Origin of the sequence: Thermomonas brevis, from assembly GCF_014395425.1 — a bacterium.
In the GTDB taxonomy this organism is placed as follows: Bacteria; Pseudomonadota; Gammaproteobacteria; order Xanthomonadales; family Xanthomonadaceae; genus Thermomonas; species Thermomonas brevis.
On sequence record NZ_CP060711.1, the window covers coordinates 1,926,327 to 1,940,781 of the forward strand.

Here is a 14,455-nt window from a genome sequence, read left to right on the forward strand (position 1 = left end):
GCCACGCTAGCACGCCCCGCCGGCGCGGGAATGGCCCGGAAGCGCTAGGCGCGGCGGGCCATCCGCGGGTTCGCCGCGGGGTGGCGCATCCGCCGCCGGGCCTGCGCGCGCCGCCGCCGCGGCAGGCGCAGCGCGACCGTGGGCAGCGGGAAACGGCGCAGACTCCACCACGCCGCCAGCGGCATCCCCAGCAGCCACAGCGGCAGCCAGCCCAGCCACGCGCTGGTGCCGCGCGCGGCGGGAACCAGCAGCACGGCCAGCGCGCCGAGGATCACCAGCTGGCGCAGGCAGGAATCGAGATCGCGGTGGGTCATGGCAGCGCTCCGTTCAGGATGGCGCGCAGGTTGCTTTGCCGCCATCTCACGGGCTGCGACGCGCCTAGGCCGCGGCCTGCACCGGCTCCGGCCTGACCTCCTGCACGATCTTCCCGCCGTGCATCACCAGCACGCGATCGGCACTGGCGATGGTTTCGGGCCGATGCGCCACGATCACCTTGGTCACCTCCAACTGCTTCACCGCCGCGTTCACCAGCTGCTCGTTGCCCACGTCCAGATGGCTGGTGGCTTCGTCCAGGAACAGCAGCTTCGGCTGCCGGTACAGCGCCCGCGCCAGGATCACCCGCTGCTTCTGCCCGCCGGACAGGCTGCTGCCCATGTCGCCGATCAGGCTGTGATAGCCCATCGGCATCGCCGCGATCTCCCCGTGGATGGCCGCCATGCGTGCCGCCTGCTCCACCCGTGCCTGATCCATCTGCGGATCGAAAAAGCTGATGTTGTCGGCAATGCTGCCGCCGAACAGCTGGTCGTCCTGCATCACCGCGCCCACGATCCGGCGGATGTTCGCCGGTCCCGCCTTGTGCAGATCCTGCCCGCCGATGCGGATCGTGCCTTCGGTCGGCTTGAGCAGGCCCAGCAGGAGCTTGACCAGCGTGGTCTTGCCGCAGCCGGACGCGCCGACGATCGCCACCGCTTCGCCCGGTTCGATGCGCAGGTTGCAGCCCTTCAACACCCACGGCTCGCCATCGGCGTAGCGGAAGCCCAGGTTCTCCACCTCGATGGAGGAGACTTCGGGCGCGGGCAGCTCCGGCCGCAGCTCCGCGTCCTCCGGCGGCGTCAGCACGATGTCGGCCAGGCGCTCGCCGTGCAGGCGCAGCATGCGGAACTCGATGCCCTTGTCGATCAGCGCCGACATGCGCTGCGCGAACTGGTCCTTGTAGGCGAGGAACGCGATCAGCATGCCGACCGAGAACACGTTGGACAGCGCCAGCAGCGCCCCGATCCAGATCACCGCGATGCGCTCGATCCCGAATACCAACTGGCTGGCGCTGGTGAAGCCCAGCCCCAACTGCGCGATGCGCACGTCCTGGTTGACGGTATCCACCATCAGATTGTCGTAAGTGGAGCGGCGCAGCCCCTCCGCCCCGGCCACCTTGACGCTTTGCATGCCGCGCAGCGATTCCAGCAGATGGGTCTGCTGTTTCGCCGCCGCCACCAGTTGACGCTCGGTACCGTCGCGCAGCGGCCGGTAGGCCGCCAGGCGAATGCCGGCATACAGCGCCACCGCCAGCAGGGTAACCAGCGCCAGCTTCCAGCTGTAGACCAGCATCAGGCCGAACGTCACCACCGCCATCAGGCCGTCGATCAGCGCCTCGACGAAGCTGGTGGTCAAGGTGCGCTGGATCGCCTGCACCGAGGCCATGCGCGAAGTGATATCGCCCAGATGGCGCTTTTCGAAGAAATCCAGCGGCAACCGCAGCGCGTGCGCGAACACGTTGCCCATCCATTGCAGCCCCAATCGGGACGACAGATACACCACCGACCAGCCGCGCAGCAGGCCGATGCCGATCTGCAGCAGCAGGGCCAGCCCGAAGCCCAGTCCCAATACCGTCAGCAGGTCCTTGTCGGCGGAGACCAGCACCTGGTCCACCACCCACTGCATGAAGAACGGGGCGAGCACCACGAACACCTGCAAGGCCACCGACAGCAGCAGGATCTGCCCCAGCGCCCGCCACAGGCCGGTCACGCGTCCGGTCAGCTGGCGCACCGACACCGATGGCGAGGCCTTGCGCGGCTTGAACTCATGGCCGGGCGCCAGTTCCAGCGCCACGCCGGTGAAGTGATCGGAGACCTCGGAAAAGGCGAGCGTCTTCTCGCCGATGGCCGGGTCGAGGATCGTCACCTTCGACCGTCTGACCTTGGCCAGCACCACGAAGTGGTTGAAATCCCAATGCAGGATGCAGGGCAGTTTGAGCTTGCCCAGGTCGTCCATGTCCAGCCGCAGCGGGCGGGTCTGGAAACCCAACTGCTGGGCGACATGGATCAGCTGGTTGAGCTTGGCGCCTTTGAGGGAGAGAGGGAAACGCTGGCGTAACTCGGCCAGAGATATCCGCAGGCCGTGGGCATCGGCCACCATCGCTAGCGAGGCGAGGCCGCATTCAGCGGCTTCGGATTGGAGGGTCATGCAAGCAGCATCATAAATTTACAGAATAGGGCTTCAGGCGCGACCACAATTTAACTGCCTGAAGTTGTTTTTAATCATAAAAAATAAAGCAGGAGTTGATATCAGCAGCATCATAATTTCTGGAATCCAGCTTGATAACTCCCTCAAATCAGTCGTAGATTTCATCCAGTGAAAATTAAATATATACTGAAGAATAAATGCGGAGGCGTTGAAGATCGCATGAGTCAATGCATTCACCCAGATCGAACGATACCTAATGTAAAGAACACACAAGACTATCCCAAAAACAAGCGTACTAAGAAAATACGGCTTCTGCATGTGAAATGCAGCAAAAAGCAGTGAGTTCGCAATGACGGCCCTCATTGCCCCCCATCTGGCGGTCATTTCTCTAAGAAATAAGCCTCTGAATAAGTACTCTTCAACGACAGGAGCAGCTATAAGCTGAGCAAATCCTATAGTTACAAATCCGAAAAATGTTTCGTGAAGATCGTATGGCGCCACATGGAATCCCCAGTATTCATGGGCGAAATCTGGATAATGCTGTGCAGCAAGATATACCTCTATAAAGTTTTCTCCATAAGAAAACATAAGAAGCAGCGCGGCGCAAATTGCCGCTACTAGGATTGATGCTGCGTTTAATCCTGCTCCTGAAATGGCCTTAAACGAAACTCCAGCTGCTCGCGCAACATGTCTTGCAAATAAAAACATTGCGCAATATACAATTACAAGCCTGCCATTGGTCGAAATAGTCTTGTCAATAGGGAAAAGGCGGGCTATATATGATGCCGCAGTGCCTACAACTATCATGGATACGGCGATACATGAAAACAAATCAATGAATCGCATTCTGCCATTTCTCATGCGCCCTCCAAGAAAAACCCAATCCCGCCTATCGTCAAGCGGGACTGGGATAAATGCGTGACTTAGTGCGTTAAATCATAAATGGCACTACCGAGCCATGCTCCAATCTTTTCGCAGAGCTCCGCGGCATCATTAATCCTTTTTCCAAGTTCCGATTCGGGATTGTCGATGGGTTTGACTCCGCCAGCCGTCAATTTAATTTCACTTACTCCAAGTTCGCGCATTTTCTGTGGTCCTCGGATAGGGTTTGATAATTTAAATGGTTAAAATTGAGTTTCGTATATTAATTTGTGTCCAGCGATCTTGATAAGTCCTTGGGTGATCAAGCCTAGGATTTATTTCCGTAAGCCGGAAGTCATTTGAGCTGGATTCGGGTCGCTTCGCTTTAGAATGAAATCAACCGGACGGATAAAAGACACAAAAACAAAACTCATTTGCCGCAATTGGCGCAACGCTGACAAGCCCATCCTGAACTTGTCAGCACACCCCGAGCCCAGCACGCAGATCCGTCACTTGTATGATTGGTCTGCGATCGATCATCCATGATCGGCATATGGCGCGGACTTAATTATATAAAGTCAATGCGTCCAATCGTAGATTTTACCGCCAAGCCAACTTCCAATCTTGTCGCACAGCTGCATAACATCATTAATGGTTTTCCCAACTTCTGATTCGGCATTATCCACCGGCTTGAGGGCGCCGCCAATGTGGCTGATCTCACAAGCATCTAGTTCACGCATTTTTTCATCTCCATTGGAATAACGCAGTTCCTCTGCGCTGAAGGGAAGGGGATACACCCCAACAATTTCATAGCTCTTGAGTCAACCAACTTGCTCAATGAACGAATATGAGGATTTGAGTGCCCGCTTGGTCAGCCGTGCGCTTTTTCATCTACAGGTAGCTTGCGACTACCTGTTTGCCTTCTCCTACTAGAAATCCCCCGCTGCGAACACGCTCAAGCTGTCCGGCCTGAAATGCTTGCGGATCGCCGCGTTCACCTGAGCGACGGTCAGCGCCCGGTACGCCGCATCACGGTCGATTTCGAACTGCATGTCACGGCCGTATTGCAGGTTTTCCGTCAGGACGCCGGCCACGGCGCCGTCCTGTGCCCGCGATTGTTCGCGCGCGACCAGCTTGGCCTGCACGGCATCCCGGAGTTCCTGCTCGGTGATGCCGTCCTTCACGAGGCGCGCGAGCTCCTCGCGCACGGCGGTTTCGACCTTGGCCATGTTCTGCGGCGCGGCGATCGCCTGGATGGTCAGGTAGCCATCGTCGTCGCGGCCCTGGCGGCTTTCGTCCGCGCGCAGCGCGGCGGTCACGCCATAGCTCAGCCCTTCCTTCTGGCGGATGCGGTCGGCCAGCCGCGCCTTCAGTGGATCACCGCCCAGGATGCTGGCGGCGATGCTCAAGGCCGGGAAATCCGGATCGACCAGGTTCAGGGACAGGTTCTGGCGGGCGACCAGGACGGCATTCGGCTTGTCCGGGGTGGTGAAGCTCGCCAGCGTCGCCTTGGTGTCGGTGTAATGCGTGGGCATCGGTGCGTAGGCGGCCGGTGCCTTCCAGCCGGCGAACAGCTGTTCCAGCTGCGCTTTGACCGCTGCGGGATCGAAGTCGCCGACCACGGCGATTTCACCTTGAGACGTGCCGTAGAAGTCGCGGTGATACGCCTGTACGTCTTCGAGCTTGAGCGTCTTCAGCTTGGCCAAGGATTCGTCGAATCCCTCCACATGCAGCGGATGTCCGGCGGGCCAGGGATCGAAGTGCTGAGCGAGCGCCATGGAGGCCAGCGGGCCGGGCTCCTTGCGCTGGTACTCGATGCCGGTGGCTGCCTGCAGGCGCAGCTGTTCGAACTGGTTTGCCGGGAACGCGGGATTGCGCAACACATCGGCTGCAAGCGCCAGCGCATCGGCCAGCGTTCCGCGCTTGCCGAGCAGCGCGATCTGAGCGCCCTGCAGGCTGCCGCCGATCTGCGCTTGGGTGTTGAGCGCATCGAACTTGGCCGCGATCTGCTCGCGGGTCATGCTCTTGCTGCCCAACATCAGCATCGGCCCGACCAGCGCGCCGGCATCCGTGCGGCCGGTGATCGCGCGCTCGTTGCCGAATTCGAAATTGGCGTTCACCACCACGGTTTCGCCGCGGGTCTTCTTGGGTAGCAGCGAGACCTTCAGGCCATCGCCCAGGGTGAAGGTCTGGGTGCGGGCGGCGATGTTTTGCGGCGTTGCCTCGAACGTTTCGCCGGCAGCCACCGCTGCTTTGCCGACATACCCATCGACCAGGCTGGCGATCGCCGGCGCCGCGGGAACCTCGGTGCGGTCGGGGTTGTCGGTCGGCACGAACCGGCCAAGGGTGCGGTTGCCGGACTTCAGGTAGGTGGCCGCGACCCGGTTGACGTCGGCCGCGGTGACCTTGGCAATGGCGTCGCGTTGCACGAACAGCAGCCGCCAATCGCTGGCAGCCTGCGACTCGGACAGCGCCATGCCCACCGCATTCGCATCGGCCAGCAGTTTTTCATAGCCGTTGGCGATGCGCTGCTTGGCTGCGGCCACTTCCTGCTCCGTCACGGGGCGCGCAGTCACGTCCTCGGTCTGCTTCAGCAACTCCGCTTCCACCTTCACCGCATCGCCGGTCTTCGGCAGCGCCGCGATGGCGGTGAACAGGCCGGGATCGCGCTGGCCGTCGCCGGAGGCGGTGGCGAACGCGGCCAGCTTGGTCTCGATCAGCGCCTTGTACAGCCGACCGTTCGGGTTGTCGCTGAGCACGTTGGCCAGCACCGCCAGGGGAGCGCTGTCGGCCTGTGCAAGCGCGGGGACGTGATAGCTGGTGGCGATCAGGCCGATATCGCCGGTGCGGCGCACGGTGACTTCGCGCTCGCCGTCCTGGGCGGGTTCGATGGTATGCCGCTCCGGCAATGCGCGGACCGGCTTCTTCAGTGGCCCGAAGTGGTTGGCGATGCGAACCAAAGTCTTGCCGGGGTCGATGCGGCCGGCGACGATCAGCAGCGCATTGTCCGGCTGGTACCAGGTCTTGTAGAACGCCTGCAGGTTCGCGATCGGCACGCCTTCCACGTCGGAACGGGCGCCGATCGGCAGATTGGCGTAGTTGTGCCAGTCGTAGGCGACGGCGCGCACGCGCTTCATCAGCACGGCGCCGGGGTTGTTGTCGCCGGCTTCCATCTCGTTGCGGACCACGGTCATTTCGCTGTCGAGGTCGCTCTTGGCGATCTTCGAATTGACCATGCGATCGGCCTCCAGGCCGAGCAGCCAGTCCAGGGTGTCGTCGTTGGCCGGGAACGAGGCGAAGTAATTGGTGCGGTCGAACGACGTGCTGGCGTTTTTGGCGACGCCGCGCTGCTTCATCTCGCCGGGAATGTCCGGATGGGTGGGCGTGCCCTTGAACAGCATGTGTTCCAGCAGATGGGCCATGCCGGTTTCGCCGTAGTTCTCGTCCGTCGAACCGACCCCGTACACCACGTTGACGGTCACGGTGGGCTTGCTTGCATCCGGGAACAGCAGCACGCGCAACCCATTCTGCAGGCGGTATTCGCAGAGACCCTCGATGCAGGGAGCGGCCGCGACGCTCTTGGGCAATGCCGCTGGCGTCTCGGCCAGTGCCACGGTGGACAGTGCCAAAGATAGGGAAAGAGCGAGTGAGCGGATGCGCAGGTGTCGATTGAACATAGAGCTTCCTTGGGTAGATGCGCCTCGAAAGGCGCTGAGAATTCGGTTGCAAACCCTGTAGTGATTTGCAGTCGGGTTATTCATGGGATTCAGTTGTTGCCGACCTTCCCCTGTAACGAATACAAAGGCTCGAACACCCATTCGATCAGCCGGCGCTTGTCCCCCAGCACATCGGCTTCCAGCAGCATTCCCGGTTTCAGCAGCTCGGCCTTGCCGTAGGCGGTGACGGTCTGCCGCGCCAACGCCACGGTGATGCGATAGAACGGTTCGCCCTGCTGTGCATTGCCGATCAGCGTGCCGAGTTCACCGGAGCTCAAGGCGCTTCGGCTGATCCGGGTCACCGTGCCCTGCTGATGGCCGAACTTCTGGTACGGGTACGCTTGGTAACGCAGCAGCACCTTGTCGCCGGGTTCGATGAAACCGATCGCGCGGCTGGGCACCAGCAGTTCCGCTTCCAGCATTCCGTTGCCCGGAAGCAGGCTGAGCAAGGGCTGGCCTGCCTGCACGGCCTGTCCGGGCTTGACCAGCTGCGTGGCGATGACGCCGGTCACCGGCGCGCTGACTGCCAGGGCGCCGCGTGCTTCCGTTTCCACTTGCTCCTGTTCCAGCGCTGCCAGATCGCGCTGGAAGTCGGCATTGCTGGCGAGGCGTTGCCCGGGCAGCTCCTGCCGGGCCTGCTGGAGCTGGGCGAGGCTGCGGCGTGCGGTAATGGCTTGGCGCTGCATGGCTTGCACGTCGCTGACGGCCTGCAGCCATGCGGCCTCCTGTTGCTTCACCTGCAGGGCGCTGACGTATTTGTCCGCTTGCAGCTGGCGCAGGCGCTGCAGGGTTTCGTCGGCAATCCATACCTGCCCCTGCCGGGTGGCGATTTCCTGTTCCAGCTGCGCCAGTTCGCGTCGGGCGGCGTCCAGCTGCGCCAGCAAGCCGCCGGCCTGTGCATTCAGCAGCTGGCTCTGCGCGCGGTGCGCGTCCTGCAAGCCTTGTTGGCGCCGCGCCAGCCGCTGGGCCATGGCAGCGGCGGTGTCGCCCTCGTTCACGGTGGCGCGCGGCAGGCTGACTACCGCCAGGGATTGCCCGGCACGGACTCGCCTGCCTTCCGCGCTGTCCAGCTCCGTTACCACGCCGGTGGCGGGTGCCAGGACGGTGGCCAAGCCCCTGGTGGGCACCAGTTGCCCGACCACGGTGGAGCGGCGCGTGTAGCTGCCCAGCGTCAGGAACAGCCCGATCGCCAATGCCGCACCAGCTGCGAAGGCGGTCATGGCCCATAGCGGCAGGGGCTGGGCCAGGGAAATGCTCCCCAGCCAGCTACCGCGCTTGGCTTCCAGCGCTTCCCTGCGAAAAAGTGATTCCGACATTCCAAATTTGCATAACGTCCCCGAGCGTTTATTTGGACTGATCCGGGGATGTCCGCACAACCCTCGGGAAGGGGGAAATCCGCCTCGATTTGCCCTTTTGCTGCATCGCAGCAATCATTGTCGTCAATGATTTAGACGAATCATGCAAGCAATACTGTACGTCTCTTCGTCAATATTGCTTGCGTCCGCATTTCCGACAGCTGGCGGTCAAAGGAGTAAAGCTTCGATACTGATTGCGCTATGCTATGCGGCCTTGGTGCAGCGGTCTTGTTTCACGCCGGCTGCATCGCTGGGGTTTCATGCAATGACGACATTGGCCGGACGAATCCGCAAGGCGCGCCTGCGCGCGGGTATATCGCAACAGCAATTGGCAGAACGGTTGAAGGTCACCCGCGGCGCGGTGGCCAACTGGGAAGGTGCCAACGGGGTGGTTCCCGCAACCGAGCGGCTCCAGCGCATCGCGCAGGAAACCGGGGTGTCATTCGAATGGTTGGCCACGGGGCGCGGCGCCTGCAAATACGAGCCGCTGCTGGACGACATTCCCGGCGTGATCGGCATGGAGCTTGTCAGCGACCATCTGGAGCTCCGGCTGCTGCATGCCTTGCGCGCGGTGCCGCGGCGCCAGCAGGGGCGGATCATCAAAACCGTCGAGGCGCATGCCGGGATTTACCTGGCGGATAATCTGGAATAATTCCGTATTCGCGCACGATGCGTGTTCGTGGATTATTCGAAAATCAAATTTCCGGTCGGGAATTCAATACCCCGCCGCGTCCAACGCCTTCTTCGCCTCGCTGCGGCCGATCTCGATCAGCTCCGCGCCGCGCCAGAACTCGTAGAACTGGCAGGCGTCGCGGGGAATGCGGATCAGCAGGTCCGGCGGTTCCAGCGCCATCTGCACGCGGGCGATGCGTTCCTGCATGGTGTCCAGCGCGCGCGACATCACTTCCATCAGGCCGAAGCGGTGGGTCGGGCGGGCGGTCTCTTCACTGTTGCCGAAATGCTGTTCCATCCAGCGTCCCAGCGGGTTGGTCGGGGACGCCTCGGCGACGGCGTCGACCACCCGCACCGGATCGTCGCTGCGCTGCGGCGTGCTGCCGTGGATGTCCACCGCCACCACCCGGTGCGGGCCGGCCAGCCGGGTGGCGGTGATCGGCAGCGGTGCGAGCAGGCCGCCGTCGACCAGCTCCATGCCGTCGAGGGTGAGCGGGGTGAAGATGCCGGGAATCGCGAACGAGGCGCGCAGGGCGTTCCACAGGTCGCCGTGGCGCAGCCAGACTTCGCGCTGGCGCAGCAGGTCCACCGCGACCGCGGTGAAGTCGATCGGCAGGTCTTCGATGCGCGGTTCGCCGATGACGTCGCGCAGGGTGCGCACCAGCCGGTTGCCGGTGAACATGGCCGGGCGGCCCCAGCCGGGGTCGAGCAGGCGCAGCATCTCGTTGCGGCCGGTGCGCAGCATCCAGTCGCGCAGTTCGCCCAGCTTGCCGGCGGCGAACGCGCCGCCGACCAGCGCGCCGCAAGAGGTGCCGGCCACGGCCTCGATGCGCAGGCCGCGCTCCTGCAGGACTTCGATCACGCCGATCTGGGCCAGTCCGCGCGCGCCGCCGGCGCCCAGCGCCAGCACCACCGACGCATCGCCCGCGCCGGCGCGCATCAACCGTCCCCGTAGTTGGACAGCGCCAGCTGCAGGTGCGCGCGCAGCTGCTCGCGCAGCGCCTTCGGTTCGACGATCTCGGCGTCGGCGCCGTAGTGCAGCACGTCCATCAGCAGTTCGCGCGGCACCGAGTACGGCACCTTCAGCTCGTAGCGGCCGTCGGGCAGGAAGCGGCCCTGCTGCTGCGAATGCCAGTGCTCGTCGGCCACCCAGCGCGCGGCCTTGGGGCTGAAGCGGATCGTCGCCCAGCCCTTGGGCGCGCCGGAGAAGATGCCGTAGCTGCCGGCGAGATGCGCATTGAGGTCGTCCTCGGCCACATCGCGCGCGCCGCCGTCGACGAAGCGCGCGCCGGCGATGCGGTCGATGGAGAAGCTGCGCAGGCCCTCGCGGTCTTCGTCCCAGGCGTCCAGGTACCAATTGTCGCGGTAGTGGGTCAGGCGCTGCGGGCTGACCGTGCGGCGGGTCTTCTCGTCGGTGGAGCGGGCGCGGTAGTCGAAGGCCAGCTTGCGCCGCTCCAGCACGCTGGAGGCGACGATGCGGAACGCGTTCTCGTCCATCCGGCGGATCCGGTGCGGGATGACGCGCACCCGTTCCACCGGCCAGCGCTTGCCGCCGGAGTGGGCGTCGAGCAGCTTCTCCACCCGCTGCTGCAGCGGCGCCAGCGCGGCCGACAGCATTCCGCCGCTGCTGCGCGCCAGCAGCTGCTGCGCGGCCAGCAGGGCGTGCAGTTCTTCCGAATTGAGCCACAGGCCGGGCAGTTCGAAGCGTTCGGCCTCGTCCTTGTCGTAGTGGAAGCCGGCCTCGCCGTCGCCGACCACCGGCGCCATCAGCGCGTCGCGCAGGAAGGCGATGTCGCGGTAGACGGTGGCGCGCGAGCAGCCCAGTTCGTCCTGCAGCCGGGCCACCGTCACCGGCCGGCGCGCGGCTTGCAGGTGGCGGTGCAGGGCGATGATGCGTTCGTAGCGGTCCATGCCCCGATTATGCGGCAGCCGTTCACGGTCCGTGGGCGGCGGGCGCGGTTAGAATGCGGGCGGATTCCCGTTCCGGACGACCATGCTGCCGCTGCTGTGGCTGGCGTTTTCCGCGCCGCCGACCGCCATCGCCCTACCGCCCCTGCCGGTGTTGCAGCCGGAGGTGGTGCAGCGCCTGATCGATCCGCCACGCTGCCTGAAGGCGCGCTGCGTGAACGGCGAGTGGTCGGTGGATGCGATGGCGGACATCCCCTCCGGCCAGCGCCGCCTGGATGCCGACGACCTGCCCGGCAGCGGCGGCCGGCTGCGCCTGCCCGACGAGCGCCGCGACTGGATGAAGGCGCAGGGCAGCAACGCCCGCGTCGGCATGCAGTACGGCGTGCAGGCGATGAAGACCCGCGACACCAGCGTGCGCGTGTCGGTGGACACCGGCTACCGCCTGCAGGGCTACGCCGACGACGGCACCGCCGGCACCGGCCCGATCCTGCGCGGGCAGGTGGAATGGAACCAGGCGCTGGGCAAGCGCGCGCGGCTGTCGCAGACCACCCGCATCGAAACCGGCCAGCACGGCGCCTACCTGCGCAACAGCCTGCTGGTGAACGTGCAGCTGCAGCCGATGCTGACGCTGAGTTCCGGCGTGGAGATGCGCCGCGACAGCGACCTGGTCGGCCGCAACCAGACCGACGCGACGCTGAGGCTGAAATATGCGTTCTGAAATGGATGCGGCAGCTCGCGGAACCGTTCGGCGCGAACGGAAGACTTTCACTCATGCCAGAACTAGAAAAGGGATGCTGAGCGTTCCGCCTGGGGGATCGGCCGCTTGGATTTTTTCGAATCGCTTTTCCGATCACGCTGGCTGATAGGATTGGCGATGCCCCAATGCGCGGATGCTTGGGCGAGGTTCATCCGCAAAAGCGAGGCGTCGCCTAAAGCGATTTCTTCGGAAGGTGCGGTTGGCTCGGAGCCTATTGCGGACATGATCTGCGAAGCGACTGCCCGCGCGAGCGGCGGTGGAACCGAATTTCCGATTTGCCTGGCTCCATGCCATTTCGTTTCATGGAAGCGGAACCAATCCGGAAAGCCGTGCAAACGGGCCATCTCGCGCACAGTGACGCAGCGGTTCCATTTGTAATGGATGGGGCGGGGACTCGTAAAAGCCCCACGGGCCGAATCGGTTCCTGCGCGAAGCGTGTTGCTGACGCCATGGGGCGGAAGCTTGAAGAATCGCGAGACGGGCTCGACCTCTCCCGGCTTTGTCCGGGCGAAGCGTTCGCGCGAGACTTCGGTATGCCCGGATCGCATGCTGGAAGTGAGGATGTCCTCATCCCATTTGCGCTTGTAGCCGAACGCCCAGCCTTCGGGCGTTTCGCAACGCATGAGTTTTGAATAGTCGCTCTTGGCCGCCCGTTTCTTGGCCTTGATCTCGTCGGTGAGGATCAACTGCTCGAAACGCTCGGCGTCGGGCAGATCTTCAAGAGCCTCGGCGCAGGTCGGGGCTGTCGGTAGCTTGCCGTTCGAGCCGGGTTTCGACGTGATGTGAGCGGGGTATTCCGGTAGCTTCATGCCTCTCTTCGCGCCGAGAAGGAACAGTCGTTGCCGGTCTTGGGGCACTCCGAAATTGCATGCGTTGAGCACTTTCCAGTCTTCCAGAACGTCGTAGCCAATGCGGCCGAATTCCAGGATGATTTCGTCGAGAAATCGTCGATGCTTGCCAATGGTGAGCCCTTTGACGTTCTCGAAAACGAAATAGTCGGCTTCCAATTCGCTCACGATTCGAACGAAATCCCTAACCAACGAATTCCGGGGGTCGTCCATCGCGCGTTGGCCGATTAGAGAGAAGCCTTGGCAAGGAGCGCCTCCGAACACCACATCGACCGACCTTAGGCCAATGCCCGCCGCGCGCCGGATTTCGGCTCCGGTCAGGTCCGTGACAGAACGCGGAATGACGGCGCAATTCGGGAAGTTGTAAGCGTGTGCGGCCGCGTGCACGGGATCGATCTCGACGGCGGCCACGACGTCAAAGCCGGCTTGTTCGAAGCCTAGGCTCAATCCGCCAACGCCGGCGAAAAGGTCGATTCCAATTGGTCTGGTCATGGGGAAAGTATAGGCGGCGGTCTGGCGAAAGTCGATCGGAAAATTCCGAGATTGAAGCGGAACCTTCTGACATAAGATGCCGCTTGTCGGTCTCATGCGGCGCGAATCGGGGTGAGGATGGATAGGTTGAGTCCTGAGCGTAGAAGCTGGCTGATGTCCCGAATCCGAGGAGCGAACACCAAGCCGGAGATCCAGGTACGCTCTTTGCTGCATCGAATGGGGTACAGGTTTCGGTTGCATCGTCGCGACCTTCCGGGGACGCCGGACATCGTTCTTCCTGGAAGAAGGGTCGTGGTGTTCGTCCATGGATGCTTCTGGCATGGACATGCCTGCAAGCGGACGAAGATGCCGAAGTCTAGAGAGGACTACTGGCTCGAAAAGATCGAAGGCAACCGACGCCGGGATGCGAGGAAGCGGAAGGAGCTGAGGGAGCTGGGATGGAAGGTCGTGATAGTTTGGGAGTGCGAAATCAAACGGTCGGAACGGTTGGCTCGGAGAATGCGCGCTACGTTGGGCGAATGATGTTGTGGATGGGTGGGCGATAGAGGAGGCGTTGTGGCAGGAAGGGCATCCAAAGCGAACAGGTATGCGGAGATCGTTTCGGCCGTATTCCGGAAACACTACCGGAAAGGAGCTACTCGGCTGAGTTTCGAACGAAGCGAATTCGCGTCCGTTGCGCGTGCCAAGGGGATCGAGCTTCCTAAGAATCTTGGCGATGCGATCTATTCGTTCAAATATCGCGTAGGGATGCCGGAGGCCATCGTCTCGACCGCGCCGGAAGGGTACGAATGGATCATTGCGGGCGCAGGTCGCGCGAAGTACGAGTTCAGGCTCGTCCGACCGTTGGACATTTCGCCGAGAAGGGACAAGATCGTCGTCAAGATCCCGGACGCCACGCCAGAAATCATCGGAGCATACGCTCAAGGGGACGAGCAGGCGCTGCTCGCCAAAGTCCGTTATAACCGGCTCATCGACGTTTTTCTTGGGATTGCGGCTTCGTCGCTGCAGAACCACTTGCGCACAACTGTGGGTGGGATCGGTCAGATCGAGATCGACGAGCTCTATGTAGGGGTGGATCGCAACGGATGCCAGTACGTGATTCCGGTCCAAGCGAAAGGCGGAAAGGACAAGCACGGCCGGCAGCAGACGGAACAGGACATCGCGTGCTGCAAAGAGAAATTCCCTTCTTTGCGTTGCCGCCCGGTATCCGCCCAATTCATCACGCGGAACAAGATCGCGATGTTCGAACTCGCCGAACAGAACGGAGACATCAAGATCGTCTCCGAAGAGCACTACGAGCTTGTGTCCGCCTCGGACATCACGACCGAAGATTTGGCTCTCTATTCCGGACGCAAAAGGCCTTAGTCGGATTAGGCGGTACTACCC

Annotated in this window: 13 protein-coding genes; 4 read left to right on the plus strand and 9 right to left on the minus strand. The window is 62.6% G+C overall.

The genetic code is table 11. From position 1 onward, the window contains the following. Window positions 1-44: 44 nt before the first annotated feature. The 6 genes from H9L17_RS08895 to H9L17_RS08920 form a co-directional block, all read right to left on the minus strand. Window positions 45-359, minus strand: coding sequence for a hypothetical protein (locus H9L17_RS08895; protein WP_425507320.1), 315 nt, complete (start codon window positions 357-359; stop codon window positions 45-47). Window positions 360-378: 19 nt separating this feature from the next. Then, entirely contained in the window at window positions 379-2,460 is a 2,082-nt protein-coding gene (locus H9L17_RS08900) for a peptidase domain-containing ABC transporter (protein WP_187569117.1), read from the minus strand. A gap of 33 nt (window positions 2,461-2,493) precedes the next feature. Then, window positions 2,494-3,306: a CPBP family intramembrane glutamic endopeptidase gene (locus H9L17_RS08905; protein ID WP_187569118.1), complete on the minus strand. Its 813-nt coding sequence runs from the start codon at window positions 3,304-3,306 to the stop codon at window positions 2,494-2,496. Between the two features lie 593 nt (window positions 3,307-3,899). Next, complete coding sequence (locus H9L17_RS08910) at window positions 3,900-4,118, minus strand: hypothetical protein (RefSeq protein ID WP_187569119.1); 219 nt, start codon at window positions 4,116-4,118, stop codon at window positions 3,900-3,902. 132 nt (window positions 4,119-4,250) lie between these two features. Further along, on the minus strand, window positions 4,251-6,998 hold the full coding sequence (locus tag H9L17_RS08915) for a M16 family metallopeptidase (protein ID WP_187569120.1): 2,748 nt from the start codon (window positions 6,996-6,998) through the stop codon (window positions 4,251-4,253). 89 nt (window positions 6,999-7,087) lie between these two features. Continuing rightward, complete coding sequence (locus H9L17_RS08920) at window positions 7,088-8,353, minus strand: HlyD family secretion protein (protein ID WP_187569121.1); 1,266 nt, start codon at window positions 8,351-8,353, stop codon at window positions 7,088-7,090. A 304-nt stretch (window positions 8,354-8,657) separates the two neighbouring features. Between H9L17_RS08920 and H9L17_RS08925 the strand changes: the two genes are divergently transcribed. Next, the gene (locus H9L17_RS08925; RefSeq protein WP_187569122.1) at window positions 8,658-9,044 is read left to right on the plus strand and encodes a helix-turn-helix domain-containing protein; all 387 of its coding nucleotides are present in this window, start codon (window positions 8,658-8,660) and stop codon (window positions 9,042-9,044) included. Window positions 9,045-9,107: 63 nt separating this feature from the next. On the opposite strand, the gene H9L17_RS08930 is transcribed toward H9L17_RS08925, so the two are convergent. Beyond that, window positions 9,108-10,004 carry a patatin-like phospholipase family protein gene (locus H9L17_RS08930; RefSeq protein WP_187569123.1) on the minus strand — a complete coding sequence of 299 codons (897 nt, stop codon included), beginning with the start codon at window positions 10,002-10,004 and terminating at the stop codon, window positions 9,108-9,110. Further along, window positions 10,004-10,975, minus strand: a complete 972-nt coding sequence (locus H9L17_RS08935; RefSeq protein WP_187569124.1) for a helix-turn-helix transcriptional regulator — start codon at window positions 10,973-10,975, stop codon at window positions 10,004-10,006. Before H9L17_RS08935 ends, H9L17_RS08930 begins: the two co-directional genes overlap by 1 nt. Window positions 10,976-11,057: 82 nt before the next feature. On the opposite strand from H9L17_RS08935, the gene H9L17_RS08940 reads away from it, so the two are divergent. After that, window positions 11,058-11,690, plus strand: coding sequence for a DUF481 domain-containing protein (locus H9L17_RS08940; RefSeq protein ID WP_187569125.1), 633 nt, complete (start codon window positions 11,058-11,060; stop codon window positions 11,688-11,690). 62 nt (window positions 11,691-11,752) lie between these two features. On the opposite strand, the gene H9L17_RS08945 is transcribed toward H9L17_RS08940, so the two are convergent. Then, window positions 11,753-13,069 carry a DNA cytosine methyltransferase gene (locus H9L17_RS08945; protein WP_187569126.1) on the minus strand — a complete coding sequence of 439 codons (1,317 nt, stop codon included), beginning with the start codon at window positions 13,067-13,069 and terminating at the stop codon, window positions 11,753-11,755. 117 nt (window positions 13,070-13,186) lie between these two features. Here H9L17_RS08945 and H9L17_RS08950 point away from each other — a divergent pair, with 117 nt between their 5' ends. Both H9L17_RS08950 and H9L17_RS08955 read left to right on the plus strand, forming a co-directional pair. Next, window positions 13,187-13,591, plus strand: a complete 405-nt coding sequence (locus H9L17_RS08950) for a very short patch repair endonuclease (RefSeq protein ID WP_187569127.1) — start codon at window positions 13,187-13,189, stop codon at window positions 13,589-13,591. A gap of 33 nt (window positions 13,592-13,624) precedes the next feature. Then, window positions 13,625-14,434 carry an endonuclease gene (locus tag H9L17_RS08955; protein WP_187569128.1) on the plus strand — a complete coding sequence of 270 codons (810 nt, stop codon included), beginning with the start codon at window positions 13,625-13,627 and terminating at the stop codon, window positions 14,432-14,434. Window positions 14,435-14,455: the final 21 nt, after the last annotated feature.